Origin of the sequence: Mastigocladopsis repens PCC 10914 (assembly GCF_000315565.1) — a bacterium.
GTDB classification, from domain to species: domain Bacteria; phylum Cyanobacteriota; class Cyanobacteriia; order Cyanobacteriales; family Nostocaceae; genus Mastigocladopsis; species Mastigocladopsis repens.
The window spans coordinates 5,796,647-5,817,246 of record NZ_JH992901.1 but is presented as its reverse complement, the minus strand read 5'-3'; the positions used below and the strand labels follow the sequence as shown (position 1 = coordinate 5,817,246).

General features: G+C 43.2%; 18 protein-coding genes. 10 read left to right on the top strand and 8 right to left on the bottom strand.

Annotation, left to right across the window (positions count from 1 at the left end; translation table 11 throughout):
• Window positions 1-64: 64 nt before the first annotated feature.
• The 4 genes from ctaD to MAS10914_RS0127845 all read right to left on the bottom strand — a co-directional run bounded on the left by ctaD (window position 65) and on the right by MAS10914_RS0127845 (window position 3,890).
• The gene (ctaD, locus tag MAS10914_RS0127860; RefSeq protein ID WP_017319236.1) at window positions 65-1,714 is read right to left on the bottom strand and encodes a cytochrome c oxidase subunit I; all 1,650 of its coding nucleotides are present in this window, start codon (window positions 1,712-1,714) and stop codon (window positions 65-67) included.
• 63 nt (window positions 1,715-1,777) lie between these two features.
• On the bottom strand, window positions 1,778-2,719 hold the full coding sequence (locus MAS10914_RS0127855) for a cytochrome c oxidase subunit II (protein ID WP_017319235.1): 942 nt from the start codon (window positions 2,717-2,719) through the stop codon (window positions 1,778-1,780).
• A gap of 68 nt (window positions 2,720-2,787) precedes the next feature.
• A complete protein-coding gene (locus MAS10914_RS0127850; protein ID WP_017319234.1) occupies window positions 2,788-3,393 on the bottom strand; it encodes a DUF2231 domain-containing protein in 606 nt (201 codons plus the stop codon).
• Window positions 3,390-3,890, bottom strand: coding sequence for a DUF2231 domain-containing protein (locus MAS10914_RS0127845; RefSeq protein ID WP_026082871.1), 501 nt, complete (start codon window positions 3,888-3,890; stop codon window positions 3,390-3,392). The genes MAS10914_RS0127850 and MAS10914_RS0127845 overlap by 4 nt, the downstream gene beginning before the upstream one ends.
• 1,670 nt (window positions 3,891-5,560) lie before the next feature.
• Here MAS10914_RS0127845 and MAS10914_RS0127840 point away from each other — a divergent pair.
• From MAS10914_RS0127840 to MAS10914_RS0127820, 4 genes are all read left to right on the top strand, one after another.
• Complete coding sequence (locus MAS10914_RS0127840) at window positions 5,561-7,867, top strand: sensor histidine kinase (RefSeq protein ID WP_017319232.1); 2,307 nt, start codon at window positions 5,561-5,563, stop codon at window positions 7,865-7,867.
• On the top strand, window positions 7,812-8,258 hold the full coding sequence (locus MAS10914_RS0127835; protein WP_026082870.1) for a response regulator: 447 nt from the start codon (window positions 7,812-7,814) through the stop codon (window positions 8,256-8,258). Before MAS10914_RS0127840 ends, MAS10914_RS0127835 begins: the two co-directional genes overlap by 56 nt.
• Before the next feature lie 107 nt (window positions 8,259-8,365).
• On the top strand, window positions 8,366-9,529 hold the full coding sequence (locus tag MAS10914_RS0127830; protein WP_017319230.1) for a hybrid sensor histidine kinase/response regulator: 1,164 nt from the start codon (window positions 8,366-8,368) through the stop codon (window positions 9,527-9,529).
• Between the two features lie 405 nt (window positions 9,530-9,934).
• On the top strand, window positions 9,935-11,089 hold the full coding sequence (locus MAS10914_RS0127820; protein WP_026082869.1) for a PstS family phosphate ABC transporter substrate-binding protein: 1,155 nt from the start codon (window positions 9,935-9,937) through the stop codon (window positions 11,087-11,089).
• 7 nt (window positions 11,090-11,096) lie between these two features.
• Here MAS10914_RS0127820 and trmB read toward each other — a convergent pair whose 3' ends face one another.
• Window positions 11,097-11,780 (bottom strand): tRNA (guanosine(46)-N7)-methyltransferase TrmB, encoded by a 684-nt coding sequence (trmB, locus tag MAS10914_RS0127815; RefSeq protein ID WP_408605890.1) that lies wholly within the window; start codon window positions 11,778-11,780, stop codon window positions 11,097-11,099.
• Window positions 11,781-12,280: 500 nt separating this feature from the next.
• On the opposite strand from trmB, the gene MAS10914_RS0127810 reads away from it, so the two are divergent.
• On the top strand, window positions 12,281-13,411 hold the full coding sequence (locus tag MAS10914_RS0127810) for a metallophosphoesterase family protein (RefSeq protein WP_017319226.1): 1,131 nt from the start codon (window positions 12,281-12,283) through the stop codon (window positions 13,409-13,411).
• Between the two features lie 65 nt (window positions 13,412-13,476).
• Here MAS10914_RS0127810 and MAS10914_RS0127805 read toward each other — a convergent pair whose 3' ends face one another.
• The gene (locus tag MAS10914_RS0127805) at window positions 13,477-14,697 is read right to left on the bottom strand and encodes an FIST signal transduction protein (RefSeq protein WP_017319225.1); all 1,221 of its coding nucleotides are present in this window, start codon (window positions 14,695-14,697) and stop codon (window positions 13,477-13,479) included.
• A gap of 395 nt (window positions 14,698-15,092) precedes the next feature.
• On the opposite strand from MAS10914_RS0127805, the gene MAS10914_RS0127800 reads away from it, so the two are divergent.
• The 4 genes from MAS10914_RS0127800 (at window position 15,093) to guaA (ending at window position 18,646) form a co-directional block, all read left to right on the top strand.
• On the top strand, window positions 15,093-15,320 hold the full coding sequence (locus MAS10914_RS0127800) for a Calvin cycle protein CP12 (protein ID WP_017319223.1): 228 nt from the start codon (window positions 15,093-15,095) through the stop codon (window positions 15,318-15,320).
• Window positions 15,321-15,624: 304 nt separating this feature from the next.
• The gene (locus MAS10914_RS0127795) at window positions 15,625-16,221 is read left to right on the top strand and encodes a DUF3177 family protein (RefSeq protein WP_026082866.1); all 597 of its coding nucleotides are present in this window, start codon (window positions 15,625-15,627) and stop codon (window positions 16,219-16,221) included.
• Window positions 16,222-16,403: 182 nt separating this feature from the next.
• Window positions 16,404-16,703 carry a DUF7734 family protein gene (locus MAS10914_RS0127790; protein ID WP_017319221.1) on the top strand — a complete coding sequence of 100 codons (300 nt, stop codon included), beginning with the start codon at window positions 16,404-16,406 and terminating at the stop codon, window positions 16,701-16,703.
• A gap of 320 nt (window positions 16,704-17,023) precedes the next feature.
• Window positions 17,024-18,646 (top strand): glutamine-hydrolyzing GMP synthase, encoded by a 1,623-nt coding sequence (gene guaA / locus MAS10914_RS0127785; protein ID WP_017319220.1) that lies wholly within the window; start codon window positions 17,024-17,026, stop codon window positions 18,644-18,646.
• A 186-nt stretch (window positions 18,647-18,832) separates the two neighbouring features.
• Here the strand turns inward: guaA and MAS10914_RS36740 are convergent, their stop codons facing one another.
• Window positions 18,833-18,904 (bottom strand): hypothetical protein, encoded by a 72-nt coding sequence (locus tag MAS10914_RS36740; protein ID WP_408605901.1) that lies wholly within the window; start codon window positions 18,902-18,904, stop codon window positions 18,833-18,835.
• Window positions 18,905-18,968: 64 nt separating this feature from the next.
• Window positions 18,969-19,856 (bottom strand): cation diffusion facilitator family transporter, encoded by an 888-nt coding sequence (locus MAS10914_RS0127780; protein ID WP_017319219.1) that lies wholly within the window; start codon window positions 19,854-19,856, stop codon window positions 18,969-18,971.
• Window positions 19,857-20,243: 387 nt separating this feature from the next.
• On the opposite strand from MAS10914_RS0127780, the gene MAS10914_RS0127775 reads away from it, so the two are divergent.
• Complete coding sequence (locus MAS10914_RS0127775) at window positions 20,244-20,594, top strand: hypothetical protein (protein WP_017319218.1); 351 nt, start codon at window positions 20,244-20,246, stop codon at window positions 20,592-20,594.
• Window positions 20,595-20,600: the final 6 nt, after the last annotated feature.

Sequence of the window (20,600 nt, the reverse complement as noted above, 5' to 3'; positions counted from 1 at the left end):
CTAGCGGTTGGTAGTTAGTGGAAAAATAAATGGTGTAGAGACGCGCCATGGCGCGTCTCTACAATTAACGCTCTTGCACCAATGGTTCAGATTTCCCATATCCGTAGGGTTCACCTAGAACAACTGGAATTTCGTCAAAGTTCTCTACAGGAGGTGGTGAAGAAACGAGCCACTCGAGTCCAATTGCTCGCCAAGGATTTTTCAGTGCTTGCTGATCATGCATCCAAGAACCAATCATATTAAGAATAAAAGGCAAAGTGGACACACCTAGCAAAAATGCTCCAACACTGGCAACAATATTCCAAAATTCATACTCTGGAGGGTAAGAAGAAACTCGACGCAACATTCCTTGCAATCCTAGTGGGTGCATTGGGAAGAAGTTGAGGTTAATGCCAATGAACGCCAGCCAAAAATGCAATTTACCCAAGCTTTCGTAGTACATACGTCCAGTCATCTTGGGGAACCAGAAGTAAATTGCAGCAAACATCCCCATCGTTACTGTGCCGTATAGAACATAGTGGAAGTGACCCACCACATAGTATGTGTTGTTGACGTGGACATCAACGGGAACAGAGGAGAGGGTAATGCCAGTAATACCTGCAAACACAAATAATACTAATGCACCTAGCGCAAACAGCATTGGTGTATCAAACCGCAGCTTACCGCCCCAAATCGTTGCAGTCCAGGCAAACACCTTAATACCAGTGGGCACAGAAACAAACATTGTTGTGAGCATGAAAAACATCCGCATCCAGCCTGAAGTACCGCTGACGTACAGATGATGTACCCAGACTATACCGCTCACTCCAGCAATCAGAAGTGATGAAATGGCGACAATCTTGTAGCCAAATAGAGGTTTGCGAGCAAAAACAGGGAAAATTTCCGAAAAGACTCCAAAGACCGGCAGAATGATTACATATACAGCAGGGTGGGAGTAGAACCAGAAAAAGTGCTGAAATAGAACTGGGTCGCCTCCTTTTGCAGGGTTAAAAAAGCTAGTTCCAGCTGTTATGTCGAGTAAAAGCATGACTGCACCTGCTGTCAAGACAGGTAGTCCAAACAGCTGGATAATCTGGGCACTCAACACATTCCAAACAAAGATGGGCATACGGAAGAACGTCATGCCTGGTGCCCGCATCTTGACAATTGTAGTGACAAAGTTCACCGCCCCCATGATTGAGGAAACACCTGATACTGCCACTGCTAGAAGCCAGATAACTTGACCATTGATTAAGTTTCCTGTAGGGTTTTGCAGGCTGACGGGAGGGTATGACCACCAACCTGCTTGGGCTGGACCGCCAGGTATAAAAAAGCTAACCATCAGCAAGATAGCGGAGATTGGTATCATCCAGAAGGCAACAGCGTTGAGTCTGGGAAACGCCATATCTCGCGCACCAATCATCAGAGGCACAAGATAGTTAGCAAAACCTGTAAGTATGGGGAATGTCCATCCGAACAGCATCACGGTGCCGTGCATGGTGAACATGGCATTATAGACAGTACGGTCAACGAGGTCTGATTCTGGGGTAATCAATTCCCCACGAATGATCATTGCAAATATGCCACCTACTAAAAAGAGAATGAAAGCGGTAACAATATACTGAATACCTATGACTTTGTGGTCTGTACTGAAGCTAAAGTATCTCTTCCAGTCCGTTGTAGGTTCCTGTTGAGGTATGTCATTTGTAATGTCTTCAACGGAAATATTTGTCATTGTCTGCGTGTTGGTGATTGATTATTGGTTGTTAGTTGTTGCTTGTTAGCTACTAGCCACTAACTAATTGCTGTAATTGACGACAGGGGGTTGTGCAGGTGCTACCGTAACCCAGCTTTTGATTAACGCTTTTGATTGTTGGGCATATTCAGAAGCTGCTTGATTGTTTGCAGCGGATGGTTTGCGGTTTGCTGCTTGGGCAAGCCATTTTTTGTACTCTTGCGGCGATTCAACAACGACATCTGCTTGCATGGTTGCAAAGTAAGTGCCGCTGAATTCAGAATCGGTTAATAGATATTTTCCAATGCGGATGGGGGTGAATTCAAAGTCAATGTTGCGGTTGGGAATAATGTCTTGCTTGACTCGGAACGCAGGAATATACAAGCCATGGAGAACATCCTCCGACTGCATCGCTAAACGGATGCGATGATTGACGGGTAGATGCAGTTCGGTGCTGGTGACTCCGGTTTCTGGGTAGCGGAAAACCCAAGCCCACTGTTTGGCTTTGACTTCAATGTCTTCAACTGGGAGGAGATTTGATGTAGCGTCAGTTGACGCAGTTGAGGAAGACGCGGAAACGGAAATTGGCGCAGCATATGCAGATTTCATGACCCCTGGAATATGCACATGAACAGCCTCCATAGGTCCTTGAATCCCCATTTGCTCGTAGATTTGGTAGCTGTAGCTTGCAATCCAAAACACTAGCAATACAGGAATTGCAGTCCAGACAAATTCTAGTGTTAAATTCCCTTCAATGGGGGGACCATCGCTAGTATCATACTCCGCTGCTCGATGGAAAATCACTGAATACATGAGTGTTCCTGTGACTCCAAGGAAGATAAATGCTCCCAGCGTTATTAAGAAACTAAACAAATTATCAACGAGTCGCGATTCTGCTGCGGCTTGAGGCGGTAGCCAAGAATACGCTAATTGTCCTACCCAAAGACTAACAGCAGTTAAGGCGATCGCGCTCGCACTCAGGATCAAAATATTTCGGATTTTCATAGCGACAAATTCAGTTAATTGTTAGTTGTTAGTTGTTAGTAGAACAACTAACAACTAACCAACAGCGATTACTTCAGTAGTAAGTTGGGGTTTTTGCCCAATCGCAACAACATATCAGCGGTATTGTGAACCCCAAATTCAGCAGCTAAGTGCGCTCCTAGCGTACCGTGGACGTACATGAGAAGCATGATGAATAGCCCGGAAAGTAAATAGGTCAATTGCACTTGTTGACTATTATCCTTACGCCAAATATAGCGCTGGAATCCTCTCCAAATAGTCATGCCAACAATCAGCGCTAGAAGAAAAACACCACCCACACCATGCCAAAGCATTGTTTCCACCGCTTGCAATCCCCAGGCACTCTTTACTTCAGTGGATGGTTCTGCCAACAGCATTTCGTAAAAACCTACTGCTACCGTAAAAAATGTGATGATTGCTGAACCCAATATGTTGTACCAACCAACATCAAATAAGTTAGAAGGAGTGACAGGAATTACTAAAAATTTGAAGAGTGGTCTTTGTATGAATAACAGCACACCAATCAAATCAAAGGCAATGCCAAGGATGAACAAACCCAGAGTGAGATGGACTAGATTTGGGTGAATGGGTATAGCATAAGGCAATCCATTTGCTCCAAGCTGAGTTTTCAATTGGTCAATAACTTCAGGGTTCATTGCAGCAAGCCCTCCTTCACGGCTTCAACAACTGGCACAGTGTGTAGCCCATAGACCCAAACCAGTTCATCTCCGAAATACACCTGTGTGCCTACCAAAACAGTCAAAAGTAAACCTGCTGCTAGGTAATAAATTGATATCTTTTCTGGATTGCGGGAACGAATGACATAACGCCAAGCTGTAATGGCTGCAAGAATTCCTGAAAGTGACCACCCCAAGAGCGTATGTAAATTGAGCACTGGTTCAACTGCGTTATAAGGTTCTGCCAAACCTGCTTCAAATTGACCAAAAATGATGGCGATGAAGATGGATATTGTCGCGAAAAACATATTCCACCAACTCACCTCAAAAAGACGGTGATTACGGGTAAAGTACCCAATGACATCACATAAGAAGGCAAATAAGACCATCGCAATCACAAAATGGACAACGATGGGATGCATCGTATCGGGATACGGTAAATTATGCTCATTTAGAGACAGAGGGTACTCAAACATGGTATTCTACTCAATATATTAGTTAGGAGTTAGTAGTTAATAACCAACAACTAACTCCTAACTCCTAACACTCAACAATCACAGTCTTTTGACTTCTATAACAACTCAGGTTGAACTTGAAATCTGTCCAAACAACAGCAGCAATGTAGAGATAGTGAGTTAAAGTTCGCAAGTCATCGAAAAAGGTTTTACTGGTTAGCAAATGCTAACGAATAAGTTAGTACTTTTCATTTCTAAGGTTAAGCAGGGTATGAAATGCTAGTCCCACCTCATTCAACAAATCTCGGATCTAGTTATCGCTTGGAATTTTGATGTAGCCTAAATAGGCTTTGGGCATTATTATGCCCTTTGTTCTGTGCCATTGAACGTTGATAGGTAAGAAACGAAGGATTTGAGTGAAAAATACTGAAAACGCGCTTAACTTGGAGAAGTTTTGTGCTTTCGCGCTTTATATTTTCCATATATAAACAATATCATACATCTAGCCAATTTACTTGTGCTCGCTAATTTATTTGCAAAGGGTATTTGTGGTTACAATTCATCAGAAGCTAAAGGGTTCGGGAGCTAATAATTGGATTTTTTCTGATGTTTAGCAGTATCACTTTTAATTGGTAGATGACGGGGTCAAAAGAATTGGACATTGAGTCATCTGACTGCACAACGAATCACCATTACCACCGAAAAAGTCGCTCTTTTGAAGATAACATCTTGGCTCATTTCTTTTTACTCTCCTTATACTTTCTTACTGCTTCCAACTCATCATCAAAATGTTGTTTGAGGACATATAGCGGTTTTCAGTTGGGTGCAATATAGTAGTAACAGTGTGTGAACCACCAAAGAATGTCTTTATTTATAGATGCGTCGAAAGCATTTACGAGCTTCTACCTCTGCAATGAAGTATTGACAGAGGTAGAAGCACTTTCAATTACCGATTCCACTTCAATTAAGGTTATATTCCTTATTGTTATTGGTTCTAATTGGTAGCGATCGCCTGTGTAATGGCAAAGCTTTAATCCAAACCTGACGCTGTAAATTGCTACACACTATACTTCATAAGCTTTTGAGACCCTTTTGTCGCCCCGTCAGGGGGCATAAGAAAATTCAGCATACGGTTCGGTACACGGAAGTTGTCGCCGGACTGTTTCAGCGACTTTTGGGAGCATCGAATTCCTTAACGACCAAAATTTTCCGTTGCTAAAACTAAGCCAAGTGGCGTAAATCTAACGGGGTTAGAACGAGCCTCATAGAAGAGTAAATGTTGCACCGCGGACTTCACGCACCCGCAATGAGTGCGGGTGATCTTGAAGCAACTAGGACAGATGAAGCATCAACGAAGAAGAAGTCAGATAAGACTTACATATCTGCTTTTATCTTGTACTTAACAAAGCTTCATATATAGAGCGTGTCATTTTAACATTTATTATCATAAATTCAGTTTTGTTGCCTGTTACACTACTGTAGAATACAAGCAAATTATGGGTAACGTGTAAAAATTTTTACATCAGGAAATTAAGGCAAATAATCAAGATTTTAACGTTATTTTGACTATCTATTAAGTAAATTTAGAGAGTGTTAAGAAACCGCATTAACTTAGTGTGTAACCCTTGATAAGGTGTTAAACAATATGAATATTTCATTTTGAAGAATCCTGGAAAAACAGGAGAGTTATGATGGTTAGAGATTTACAATTGCAAGGTATAAATTTGACTAACTTGAAAGAACCACAAATTCATATTTCTAGTCAAATTCAGCCTCACGGAGTCCTTTTCGTTCTGAAAGAACCTGAGTTAACAATATTACAAGTTAGCAGCAATGTATCTTCTGCTGTCGGCTTATCTGCTGAGAATCTGCTCCAAAAAAAACTGGAAGATTTACTCGACTCTTTTCAAATAGAGAGAATCAAAGCAGGACTTTTAGAGGATAGTCTCGACTTTATCAATCCCACTAAAATTTGGATCAGAAAAAAAGGTGATGATTACGTAATATTTGATGGAGTGTTCCATCGCAATCCAGAAGGATTTCTGATTCTGGAATTAGAGCCTGCGATTTCTCAAGAAAATATCCCATTTTTAAGCTTTTATCATCTCGCTAGAGCTTCTATCAACAAACTAGAAGAAACAGCAAATCTTCGGGATTATTGTCAAATCATTGTCCAAGAAGTCCGGAAGGTCACAGGATTTGACAGGGTGATGCTTTATAAGTTTGATGACGATGGGCACGGTTCAGTTATTGCTGAAGAAAAACTAGAAAGCCAAGAACCTTATTTAGGTTTGCACTATCCAGAGTCAGATATTCCCAAACCAGCAAGAAAATTATTTACTTCCAATTGGATCAGATTAATACCGGATACCCATTCCAGTCCTGTGGAAATTGTCCCAATCAATAATCCAGTCACTCAACGTCCGCTTGATTTGACCAACTCCATTCTCAGAAGTGTCTTTCCTTGTCATATAGAGTACCTGCACAATATGGATGTGGGTGCTTCTTTGACCATTTCTTTGATTAAAGAAGGAAAACTTTGGGGACTTATTGCTTGTCATCATCAAACACCCAAGTATGTTTCTTATGAATTGCGAAAAGCCTGCGAATTCTTAGGTCGAGTGATATTTTCAGAAATTTCCGCAAGAGAAGAAACTGAAGATTACGACTATCGTATGCAACTGACATATATCCAATCAGCATTGATTGAATATATGTCCCAAGAAGAAAACTTTATCGATGGGTTAGTCAAACACCAGCCAAATCTCCTCAATTTAACAAACGCTCAAGGCGCAGCTATCTGTTTTGGCGGTAATTATACATTAATTGGTGAGACACCTAAAGAAGAGGATTTAAATTTTTTAGTTCAATGGTTAAAGAATAACGTCAAAGACGAAGTTTTCTATACAGATTCTCTGCCGCGCATTTATCCAGATGCTGAAAGGTTCAAAAACGTTGCTAGTGGAATGCTCGCAATTCCCATTTCCAAGCGAAATTATGTTTTGTGGTTTCGCCCAGAAGTGATTCAAACTGTCAATTGGGGAGGTGATCCCAATAAGGCGTTTGAGTTAAATCAGTCAGAGGGAAATTTACGTCTGCGTCCACGTAAATCATTTGAACTGTGGAAAGAAACAGTTCGTCTCACCTCTTTACCCTGGCAATTTGTAGAAATCAAAGCAGCACTGGAACTACGTAAAGCAATTGTCAATATTGTGCTGCGTCAGGCAGATGAACTGGCACAGCTTGCACACGACCTAGAACGTTCCAACGCGGAACTCAAAAAGTTTGCATACGTCGCCTCCCACGACTTGCAAGAACCACTCAATCAAGTGGCTAACTACGTGCAGTTGTTGGAGATGCGCTATCAAAACCAACTCGATGAAGATGCTAATGAGTTTATTACCTACGCCGTCGAGGGAGTTAGCCTCATGCAGACGTTGATTGACGATGTGCTGGCGTACTCCAAGGTAGATATGCAGGCAATTGAATTTCAACTGACTGGGGTAGAGACAGCTTTAGAACGCGCCCTGACCAATTTGCGTAAACGCATTTCTGAAACTAAAGCTGTCATCACCTACGATGAATTACCAACTGTGATGGCTGATAGTACTCAACTGATGCAGTTGTTCCAGAACCTCATTGGTAATGCTATCAAGTTCCGCAGTGACAAACCACCAGAAATTCATGTGGGAGCGATTCGGACTGAGGATGAGTGGCTATTTTCAGTACGGGATAACGGTATTGGCATTGAACCGCAGTTTAGCGATCGCATTTTTGTGATCTTTCAGCGTCTGCACACGCGGGACGAGTACCCCGGTACAGGTATGGGTTTAGCTATCTGCAAGAAAATTGTAGAGTGCCACCGTGGGCGAATTTGGGTAGAGTCACAAATAGGTGAGGGAGCAACTTTCTACTTTACGATTCCAGTCGGAGGACGCGATCGTGAGCGCAGAAACGGACGAAAAGCACAAAACAATCTTTTTGGTAGAAGACAATAAAGCCGATATTCGTCTCATCCAAGAAGCATTGAAAAATAGTTCAGTGCCACATCAAGTTGTGACGGTGCGAGATGGCATGGATGCTATGGCGTATTTACGCCAGGAAGGGGAGTATGCTGATGCACCACGCCCTGATCTCATCCTGCTAGATTTAAACTTGCCCAAGAAGGATGGTAGAGAAGTTCTGGCGGAAATAAAAGCTGACCCCAACCTAAAACGCATCCCTGTAGTCGTGTTGACAACATCACATAACGAAGATGACATTTTCCACAGCTACGACTTGCATGTGAACTGCTACATTACCAAATCTCGTAACCTTAGCCAGCTATTCAAAATAGTCAAAGGGATTGAAGAGTTTTGGTTGGAAACTGCCACTTTGCCATCGGAGTAATGAGGACATGGGGACGCGGAGATGTCTTTGGCTAACTTCTTCGCCTCTTCCCAAATCAGGACTCAGCACTTTCATGCATAGAGGAATGGGGGTGAAACGACAAGACTATGGCTGCAAGCGATTCAGTAAAAATCTTGTTAATTGAGGACAGTCTGGCAGAAGCTAGGTTGTTACAAGAGTTTCTGAAGCAAGCCAAGTCCCATGAATTTAGTTTGCTTCATGTGAAGCGATTGGGGGAAGCCCTCCAAGAACTCCGTAGGGGCACCTACGATGTCATCTTGTTGGATCTGACGCTACCAGATAGCCAAGGATTGGCATCCCTCGCGCCTTTAATGAGTCATGCCCCTAGCGTGCCAATTGTCGTACTCACGAATACTAACGATGATGAACTTGCCTTAGAAGCAGTGCGGCGGGGAGCGCAAGATTATCTTGTCAAGCGACAGGTAAATTCAAACTTACTCATTCGCTCCCTAAGCTATGCAATTGAGCGTAAACAAGTTTTAGAAACATTACGCGCGGTCAATGAGACGTTAGAAATTCGGGTTCAAGAACGAACAGCTGAACTGGTCAAAGTTCAAGAAATCAGCCAGTTTAAATCGGAATTTGTCTCAATGCTATCTCATGACATTCGCAGTCCTCTCAATACAATCCAACTGATTGCTGGATTGCTACAAAATAGCGGCGACAAATTGCCAAAGGAGAAAAAAGTTTCCCATTTCCAACTCATTCGTTCAGCCATCAAAAACATGGCTCAACTATTAGATGAAGTCTCATTCATAGGGAGAGCCGATTCAGGTAAACTTTATTGTGAATTTCATCCACTGGATTTGGAAAATTTTTGTCGCCAACTTGTTGAAGAAGCTCAACTGAGTACGCAGCAGAAGCACCTAACTCTAATTTTTACCAGTGTTGGCGAATTGGGTAACGCGTTGTGGGATGAAAGCCTGTTGCGTCATATTTTGAGTAACTTGCTCAACAATGCTATGAAATATTCACCATCAGGCGGTACAGTACGGTTTCAACTTATTGGTCAGGAAAAAACTGTCGTTTTCCAGATCCAAGACGAGGGAATTGGTATTCCCAAAGAAGACCAACAACGGTTATTTAAGCCTTTCTATCGTGCTTCCAATGTGAGTAAAATTCCCGGCACTGGCTTAGGACTAGCAATTGTCAAAAAGTGTGTAGAGACTCTTGGGGGTGAGGTTTCAGTTCATAGTGAAATTGGCGTGGGTACGACGTTTGCTGTTACGTTGCCTTTAATCAAAGCTTAATCTTTAGAGAGGCATCATCTGCTTGATCTCTCAACAAAAATTCTTAAGTAGAAAATTCCCCGAAATATTACGTGATACCTTATTAGAAAAGGTAGAAAGGCGATGAATTTGCTCATCGCCCTTGATCCTTTCCGCAGCAGAGTCACGCTGTTTTTGTGGAACTAGTCGCAATACGGTTCAGATAAGATCAAAACCCGGATCAAAACCACAATTGTAGAGACGCGCCATGGCGCGTCTCTACAATAAACGGGAATGCAACTAAAATCCTTAACTGAACCGTATTGGAACTGGTCGAACAAATCTTGAAGCGGGTGCATAACATAAAAGCCATTCCCAACAACTGGCAAAACAAATTCTTTGTTTTTGCAAACCTGCAAACTACAAGATACGACTTTGAGAAAATTGATGAATACTAACGAATCTAACACTAAGGGAAGCATTATCTGTGGCAGGTGTACCTATGATGCAAATCCTCGCGGGGCTACACATTGTCACAAGTGCGGCAAGCCCCTTGTAGTTACTTCTGTACCTACCAGCGACATGATTGCTAGGTCTGATTCTGTACTAGTCGTGGGTGGAGTTAGTCTACTAGCTATGGTGTTGCTGCTTTTTGGTGTGGGAGGCTATTTTTTCTGGCGGCAAATCCAATCCCCAACGATTTCCAGTACTCAAAACATTTCCTCCGAAAACAGTCCCCCTGATATCGCATTTTACGATTCTATGAAAAAAGTGCCTAATGTCCCAGAAGGTAGGTTCCCTTACGGTGGTGCTACAACCTTCGCATCTTTAACAGCTCATGGCACACATAAGGCTATCAACCAAGCGTACCCAAATTTTCATCTGCGCTACACCGAACCTAACAACAACAAACCTGGTAGCACTGAAGGTATCGCCATGTTGCTCGATGGTGAACTGAGCTTCGCTCAGTCCACTCAACCTCTTAAGGATGCTGAGTACAGCAAGGCACGTGAACGCGGTTTTACTCTAGAGCAGGTGCCAATTGGCATCGATGCGGTTGGCTGCTATGTCCATCCAGATATTTCCATCCCTGGACTTTCTGTAAACCAACTCCAGGATATTTACAAGGGCAAAATTACCAACTGGAAAAATGTGGGAGGACCGGATCTACCAATCCTACCTTTCAAGAGAAACGCCCAATCTAGTGGCTTAATCAAAACGCTTCTTGGTTCAGAAGCTGGAAGCGTCAGCCCCAATGTGCAATCCAGCCGCGATTACACTGAACTTTTCCGTAAAGTTGCCTCTACCCCAGGCGCAATCGGCATCGGCACGGCGACACTCATTGGCACTCAGCAAAGGATCCGTCCCGTTGCCCTTGCTCCCGACAACAGCAAGAATTATGTACCACTCGTAATTGAAGGCAATCGGCTCAACAGAGCAGCCTTCTTGGATGGCACCTACCCCTTGACCAGGCGTATATTTGTGATCATTCGCCGAAACAACACACCCGATGAACAAGCTGGAGTTGCCTATAGCAACCTATTGCTGTCTAAAGAAGGGCAGGAGTTCGTTGAGAAGGCAGGCTTCATTCCGATACGATGAGAAAAATTTAGTCTCTCGATAAAGAACTCACTCTTTCAAATAAAGCACGATAAACAGGTTCGCCCTTCTTGATTGTCCCTATCTCCCGTTCTGTGGGGACTGGGAGCGGGTTTTGCGCTAGCCATTCTCCTGTACCAACTCTTTGAAAAGCAGGATGTTCAGCAAAGCGATCGCACATTTGGACTGCTACAAATTCAATATCTGATTGTAAAAATACAATACCCCCAGGCACAAGAAATTCTGCCAGTTCTGCAACTAATTCTGGTTGCACAATTCGCCGTTTCGCGTGGCGGTTTTTAAACCAAGGGTCGGGAAATTGAATTGTAACACGCTTTAAACTTCCCTTGGGTAGGAAAGATAGGAGCGATCGCAATGAGTTATTGACATTGCAAAACAAATAATGGAGATTTGTCAGTCCCAACTCATCGCGCCACTTATTCGCATCTATTACCAACGGTTCCCGAATTTCCAAACCCAGAAAATTCCAGCTGGGTTCTATTTTTGCCATGCTCAACAAAAACCGTCCCCGTGCGGCTCCAATATCTAGGTGTAGAGGTTGGTTTGTCTTGGCATAAACTTTTTCCCAGTTAATAGGATTTGCAGGTGTTTGATACTTTTGTGAAAGTGGGTTAACGTGTTGACGGACTCGAACGACTGCCAAAATAGTCTCTCCAATCATTAAATATGACATTTGTCAACCGAGGATTTCATCAAATTTTGCTTGTTAAGTATCCCCTGAGACAGACTGATCAAGCAAAGGCTATACTAAGCGCGAAAATGGTTTCCCTTCTGCGATGACAAACAGATTATCACCAATATATTTTTATATATTTTTACTTGCAATGTGCTGTAAGTAGATATAGCGGCTTGCAATTGGGTAAGGTACATAAAGAAATAATGAATCACAGATAAATCTGTACTTTATTCAGATAAGTTGTCCTATGAGTAGAAATAAACAGAACTACGTTAAGAAATGTAAAAACACCTGAAACTCTTACCAATGACTCATGATTAATGGCTAATCTTAGCCTGAACGAGTTAACTTTATTTGTGGCAACCTATTTCATTCACTCACAAATTTTGTGTACAAATATTAAGCGATATTGCAGCTACGCAGCATGAAGAGGTAAGGGTTATACTCTTTCTAAAAAGAGTTTTTTACACCCTACTTTTAAGATTGTTATTACATCAATGACTTCAAATTTTCGCTTTGCTGTCATCAGCGACTTGCACATAGCGCTTCCCCATACAATCTGGAATCATCCCAGTCGTTTTCATTTGGTGGAAGTCAGCATCCCTGCCTTTGAAAGGGTACTGGAACATTTAACACAACTTAATCTAGATTTTCTGTTGCTACCAGGAGACTTAACTCAGCACGGTGAACCAGATAACCATGCGTGGTTGCAAGAACGCTTGGCAAAACTCCCTTTTCCTGCCTACGTTGTTCCTGGCAATCATGATGTTCCCGTTGTCATGGCAGATGAGCAATCAATTGCCGTCTCCGACTTTCCCTACTATTACCATAAGTTTGGCTATAGCAATACCGACCATCTGTACTACACTTGTCAGTTATTGCCGGGTGTTAGGCTCATCGGTCTGAATTCTAACTCTTTTGACGACCAAGGGCAGCAGATAGGATGTTTGGATACCCAACAGCTACGGTGGTTAGAAGAGGTGCTGGCAGCAGTTAGTGATGAATTTGTGTTAGTCATGGTGCATCACAATGTAGTCGAACATCTGCCCAATCAGTCACGCCACCCAATAGCAAATCGCTATATGTTAGAAAATGCACCAGAACTCTTGCAGGTGCTACGGCAACACAGCGTTAGGCTAGTGTTCACGGGACACTTACACGTTCAAGATGTTGCTTATTCAGAAGGAGTCTACGATATAACAACAGGTTCTCTAGTGAGCTATCCTCACCCTTACCGGGTGTTAGAGTTTCATCAAGATAACCTTGGTAGGGACTGGTTACAAATTTTGTCCTATCGCGTGGAATCAGTACCTGATTTTCCTAACTTGCAACAAACTTCACGGCAATGGATGGGCGATCGCAGTTTTCCTTTCCTAGTCAAGTTGCTGACTTTACCTCCCTTAAACCTACCATTATCACAGGCAAAAGAACTAGCACCTAGTCTGCGCGAGTTCTGGGCAAATATTGCCGATGGAGATGCTTTTTTTGATTATCCCCACTTTCCACCAGAAGTGCGTCGCTACTTTGAGAACTATGGCGCGATCGCCCTTTGGGCGGCTCCCTTTGGGAGCATCGCTCCTAGCGGTACTCCATCGCTTGTTGATAATAATACTACGTTGTTGCTTTAAGGAAGATGGGGGATGAGAGGCAGATAAAGAGATTGATGTGTCTTCCCGTACTCCCCCTACTTCCCCTACTCCCTATTTCCCAGTGTGCGGCAAATTCCAAATACGGAGGTGTAATTGTGTAGCAAAGTACTGCCACCTACAGGACCGATTTCGCCGCCACAGAAGAAGCCTGCTAAGGGGATATCTTGGAGGTAGCGCCTAAATAGCTGAGAATCAAAGTCGGCTTTTCCGTAGAGTCCTTCACCTCGCCCCAAACAGGAAAACATCAGCGCACCGACAGCAGAGGGTTCTGAGGCTCGTTGTTTTTGATAACTCTCCAGAAGGAATTCCAAGTCTTCAGCAGAGGCTTGAGCATCGCGCAGGTGGAATTGCAGACGTTGTCCAGGTCGAACATAGTCTGCAATGGCAATTGCCCCGGCTGTCGGGTCTACTCCAAGGATGCTACGAACTAAAAAGTCTCCCTGGAGCAAATCTTGCTTGAATTCATCCATTGCCAACCCAACAAACAGGGAGTGCTGTGCCAGCATCCGGTCTTCATCACTAAGATTGGCAATCAAATCTCGCAAGACAATCAGCGGTATTTGCTCATCCAGTTCTAAAATGATGTTGCGATCGCCTTTTGTCACTTGGTAGGTCTTACCAATCGGCCGGCATCCTTGTGCCACAATGGTTTCTAAGACAATATTGCCACTCAAAGCTACGCCAACGGTTCCTTCCCTATACAGTTGGTCATTATGAAATATGGTGATACGCCCTCCCATACCGTCGCCGCTTGCCTGTCCTCCCACTGTTACCGACCCTGGATAAGCAAAATCTATTCCTTGTAATAAATCGTTGATTCCAGAGGAAAATGAACTGGACAGCAAGATGAATTGGGGAGTAGGTGACGGTGGCACACCTATCAAATCAATCCAAGCATCGGGCGAACTATCCAAGTCGGGTAATTCTTCCGGAACAATATGAAAGGCTTTAACATTCACTTGTGGTAGGTGCGTCAAAGTCAGACTTAGGGCGGGTTGTGCTTCCAACTCTTGGGTGTTTCCCCACTGAGTTGTGCCAATGACACCGCCACCGCTACAGCCAATGAGCACAGGCACTGAAAGTTGCTCAGCAAGCAGGGGCAAGAGTCGAGAATACTCACTTGTAAAAGCAGACGAAATGAATACCAGCCCTAAATCAACAGGTGCTGTTAACGACGAGAGGGTTCGTTGTACTACATCTGCAACAGCTGCTTCCAAAGAAGGACGGGTTGATAGGGCATTTGCCCACTGCATTTGGTCTGCCATGAGTTTTACACTCTTTCTCTTTTTGGACTAATCGTTTTCTAATTTCTACCGTATGGAATACCATTTGCATCCTATACGAGTTGATGTAAGCCCTTTGTCTCTCCATTTAGTGACCTGTCCATCCCAGGAAGATACGGCTCTCATACCCTACTACTTGCGCCTAAAAAATATTGTATGATTTATATTCGCCTGATACAGTGTGAAATCTTAAAAGATAAAGATCAATAGAGTACTGATGGTACGGTTTACTGTATTAGTTATGGAGTACATCCCCAACTACTGAAGAGACTAATTCTAGGGAAACAAAAGTAAAATGGGGAGTGATGGTGGAAAAAAACTGTCATTTTTGAAATTTTTCTATACTTGTATTGAAAACACACAACAAGATGATGGAAATGAACAAAGTTAACATTCAAGACCAAATCGAACAAGAAGTTGAACAAGCTCGTGCTGTCTGCGATACTTCAGGTGGCACCTCCGCTGAGTGTGCTGCAGCCTGGGATGCAGTCGAAGAACTGCAAGCTGAAGCCTCCCATCAGAAGCAATCTAAGCGCAAGACCTCTCTTGAGCAATACTGTGATGCCAACCCAGAAGCAGATGAGTGTAGGGTTTACGAAGATTAGAAATTAACTCAACCACTTGTGTTTCCGGCTGTGCAAGTTATCAGAATCTGTATGACTGAACATCTTGCACCTTAAAGATGCTATTGTCTAAAATCTCACTCCAACCTTTTTCCATCCTGTGTAAAAAACGGGAAAGACAGGTAGCGAGTGAGATTTTCTTGTTATCCTGCCAAATGAAGGGCTATTTCTTTCTCTAGACATTATTAAATACAGAGGAGAGAAGATAGTCTTAGAATGAATAGTCAATAACACACACCTATTGACTATTCACTATAGTTCTTGATTTATCATCTTAAAAAAAACTATGAATAATGAAATCTGGTTTCGTCCCTTTGTCTGGATGGACTACCGATTAGCAGTGTTATTCACGGTGATTATTCCCATAATTCTACTAGTTTGGGCATTTGTACAAAAAGCCGAAGCGATACAACGCTTGCTCATGATTTACTGGCGAGTATCGAGTTTGCTAGCAATTACCCTATACTTGATAATTGGGGGCTTTGGAGTTAGTTTTATCTCAGGGCTGATGGCTCGGATCTTGATCCCGATTTCACTGTGGTTCTGGGTGGATCTCAACGATGAAATTGAGTATCAGCCAAATGGACCTCTAAAGTTGCTTTTCACCTCCTGGCGCTGGGCTACAAGCGTGTATTGTATTTTGGGAGCAATTGGCTTTATACCTTTTTTGGTTTGTGCTTTTTCTGAAACAGCGATCGCCACTCCCTATTGTCGCGTTTGGTTCGAGGCACCGTTACTTTTTAAAGAGTATTTCCATGCCAACAGCAAAGCAGGATTTCTCGGCTTTCTTGGCATTGTTGGCTTAATCATTTATGTACTTTACTTAAGCTACTTCGTCGTCGTCAAACTAGGAAAGCAGGGACGTTCAGCTTCACCGCAATAGCCAAAAGCTGATAGCTTTTAGCAAAATAGTCCTGAGTACTGAGTAATGAGTGCTGAGTGGAGTTTTAGGCAAACTTACAAATCTATCATTACTTAGTATGGGCGCAAGGCATTACGCCCGTATCCAATCAGCACTTTGTTTGTGCTGAGTGTTATTTAACTGAAGTTGTCAAGTTTGATTTAATGAACAATAATCTTAGCAAGCGCTTGGAGCAATACACCGCCAAGCGCCCTCAAGAAGTTCTGCTTGTAACAGTGGAAATTGGGGATGAGCAAGACCAAATTGCTATCTTTAGAGGCTTTTCCAGTTCTTTGATGCGCTCAACTGCATTCGATCCCGATGTACCTGTGCTACCAGATGAGGCAAAAATTCTCACAATTGACCTCGTAGCAAGTCCTTATAATCCTGAAGCACCCCGTTACATCCAACAAGGGCTTTCGTGGGACGATATGCAAGTCTTATTGTCAGAAGTGGGAGTCTAAAAAATATCATTCTCGCTTATGCGAGTCTATTAAAAATCCTATTACAGTAAAAAGCAAAACCGCTTGTACGTTAATGGCAAAATTATGTTAACTTATTATGAATAATCTTAAGAACCGAGAATCAAGTTATAATTTTTTACCACTTTAAGGTAAGTTTTCCTTCTTAATACCATTGACAGATATTATGGGCTAGGCAGACGCGTTTAAGGTCGCGTTTGGGGAGGGTTTGTATTACCATCCCAGCCTGACAACGCAGAGAAATGGTATTGTTCCAGACCTGATGAGCAACAATTTTTCATTACACTCACACCTTCCCTGTCATGAATACTGCGGTGACTCTACTAACAGAACAAGCGCCTCAAGAAGTTGAATCTTTGGGGCTAATTAATCGTCAAATTATTGTGATTCTCGATTTCGGTTCTCAGTATTCTGAACTGATTGCCCGCCGAATTCGTGAGACTCAAGTATATTCTGAAGTCCTTTCCTATCGCACCACAGCTCAACAATTACGTCAACTTAATCCCAAAGGGATTATCTTTTCTGGAGGTCCCAATTCAGTTTATGACAGTAGCGCTCCCTACTGTGACCCTGAAATCTGGAATATGGGAATTCCGATTCTAGGTGTGTGCTACGGTATGCAACTGATGGTGCAACAGCTGGGCGGGGAAGTCGCAAAGGCTGACCGAGGTGAGTATGGCAAAGCGTCACTCTATATAGATGATCCCACAGACTTGCTCACCAACGTTGAAGATGGCACGACAATGTGGATGAGTCACGGAGACTCAGTCACTCTGCTGCCTGAAGGGTTTGAATTGCTAGCACATACAGAAAATACTCCCTGTGCAGCTATTGCTGAGCACAACAAGAAACTCTACGGTGTCCAGTTCCATCCAGAGGTGGTGCATTCTCTTGGTGGTCTAGCTTTAATACGTAACTTTGTATACCATATCTGCGAGTGCGAACCTACCTGGACCACAGCTGCTTTTGTTGAACAATCAATTCGAGAAATTCGCGCTAGAGTCGGCGATAAACGGGTGCTGTTGGCGCTTTCTGGAGGAGTGGATTCTTCTACCTTGGCATTCTTGCTGCATAAAGCAATTGGCGACCAGTTGACTTGTGTATTTATCGACCAAGGCTTTATGCGAAAGTATGAGCCAGAGCGATTGCTCAAACTGTTCCAAGAACAGTTTCACATTCCGGTAGAGTATGTCAACGCTAGGGAACGATTCATTTCTGCGCTCTCTGGCATCACTGACCCTGAAGAAAAGCGCCGTATCATTGGACACGAATTTATCAGTACTTTTGAGGAAACTTCTAAACGCCTTGGGCCTTTTGATTATCTAGCTCAAGGTACACTTTATCCAGACGTTATTGAATCCGCTGATACCAACGTTGACCCGCAGACTGGGGAACGGGTCGCAGTGAAAATTAAAAGCCATCACAATGTTGGTGGATTGCCCAAAGACTTACGATTCAAACTGGTGGAACCGTTGCGGAAACTGTTCAAAGATGAAGTCCGCAAAGTAGGGCGTTCTATTGGCTTGCCAGAAGAAATTGTGCAACGCCATCCTTTCCCCGGACCTGGTTTAGCAATTCGCATTATAGGTGAAATCACTGCCGAACGGTTAGAAATTTTACGCGATGCCGATTTGATTGTGCGTCAAGAAATTAACCAACGCGGTTTATACCACGACTACTGGCAAGCATTTGCCGTGTTGTTGCCAATTCGCAGTGTCGGTGTCATGGGTGACCAACGGACTTATGCTTACCCCATCGTCTTACGGATTGTGACTAGTGAAGATGGGATGACCGCTGATTGGGCGCGTGTGCCTTACGATGTCCTAGAAGTCATTTCCAATCGAATTGTGAATGAGGTCAAAGGCGTTAACCGAGTGGTATTCGATATCACCTCTAAGCCGCCTGGAACCATTGAATGGGAGTAATTAGATTTTGAACCGCCGATGTAGAAACCTGAAAGACATCTACATCAGCGGTTTAAAAGCCTCAGGCCCTGCTAATGGCAGATATGGGTGCTCCATAATTCCATTGCCCTCTGTGTCTTCATAGCACTTTACCACCCAAGGTTCATTAAGCTTCCAGAAGTCCTTTAGACCACACACGAAATCGTGCTAGCAGAGTGCTTCAGCCATAGCTGCTACCCATCCAGGGGCAACCTCGTCGTCAGCATCGCAAAATGCCAATATCTCACCCTTTGCAACAGTTGGTGAAAGTATACTGAATTTGGTTGAATTTATGACCAGCCTTTCAAAAGGAAATTTGGTTGGACTGGTAAGCGGGTGGTTCAACGTGAATCAAAATTCGGACTGGGTTGAAGCGTTCTTCTAGTCGTCTTTCGACTTCCTCAGTGATGCGGTGAGCACTTTCTACGTCAGGTGCATCTACTATTAAATGCATTTCGATGAAGACTTGGCGACCGAGAACACCGCGAGAGGCAATATCGTGACAGTTGACGACACCAGGAACAGAAAGGACAATATCATAAATTGCTTCTGGTGCGATCGCCATTTGGTCAACCAGCCAAGGTAAATTTTCTTTCAAAACTGTCCAGCCACTCCAAAATACCAACAAAGCCACTGGAAAAGCCAAAACCAAATCCAGCCACTGAAAACCCAGCCACACACCAATCAAACCAGCAATAACAGAGATTGTCACCCAAATATCGCTCATTGTATGTTTGGCGTCAGCAATCAAAATAGGGCTTCTAACCCGTTGTCCTACACCGCGTTCGTAAAACGCCACGAAAATATTAACGCCCAACACAATCAGTAACAACCATAACTCTGGTGGTGATATTTTGACTTCTTTACCACCACTGATGATTCGTTCAATGGCTCCTTGGAGAATTTCAAAGCAGGCTATACCCAAAAAAGCAGAAATTCCCAACGCTCCCACTGCTTCAAATTTTAGGTGTCCGTAGGGATGCTCGCGATCAGGTCTTGGGGAAGAAAACCAACTGGCAATCAATCCTAATATGTTGTTGGCGCTATCAGTGACACTGTGCAAAGCATCAGCTAGCAAGCTGAGAGAACCTGTCAACGTCCCTAAGACTGCTTTTAATACCATGACAAATATGTTCAGCAGTAGGGTGATAATTAAAACCTTGCGGACTGCGGCGCGGTTATCTAGAGCCATAGAGTATTTTTTTATATCAAGTTATATAAATTTAAGTGTAAAACTTAAAGTGTAAAAAATCTTTCTAATCCTTAGGTAGGAAGGATTCTATCTCTCTGTTAGATGAACAAATAACAGAGGTTTGTTGAGAATATTTTTAACTTATATCGAATAGATGCCTCGGGAAATTAGCTATAGATTTCCCTCTGGAAATATATCTTTTCGCATTAAAAGTAGAGATATTTTCATCACTTTCAGCCCCCAGATTTATCAAGGGAAAAATGATTTTGAATTTAGATTACTTCGAGAAGCGAAGGACGCTTCTCGATTTTGAATCTTGAATTTCCCAAAGGGTGTGACCACCCATTCCGGTAACATGAGTTAACTAGAAGTTTTGATAAATAGCTCATGCCCGGAAATCATCTAACACTGAACCTAGTAGAAGGTTCTGTCTCTTTTAGTTTTTCACCCGAAGCAGCACGGGAATTCAAAGCAGCGCTGGATGAATTGATGCAAAGCCTTAAAGCTGTCGCCACTAAAACCTCTGGTGGCGGTAAACCTAGTCCCCAACGTCCGATGGAATATCGTTACACAGGAGAGGTGTTTTTAGAAATTTTTTGTAATCCCAATATCTGGCCCACTCCCTTTGCTGCGAAACTCCTGTTGACCGTCCGCGATGCTACCATTCGCCTGACAACAGAAGTTGAACTGACCCGCGTCATTGAAGATATCAACCAGTACCTGGAGCAAGTAGGGTAACTTAAT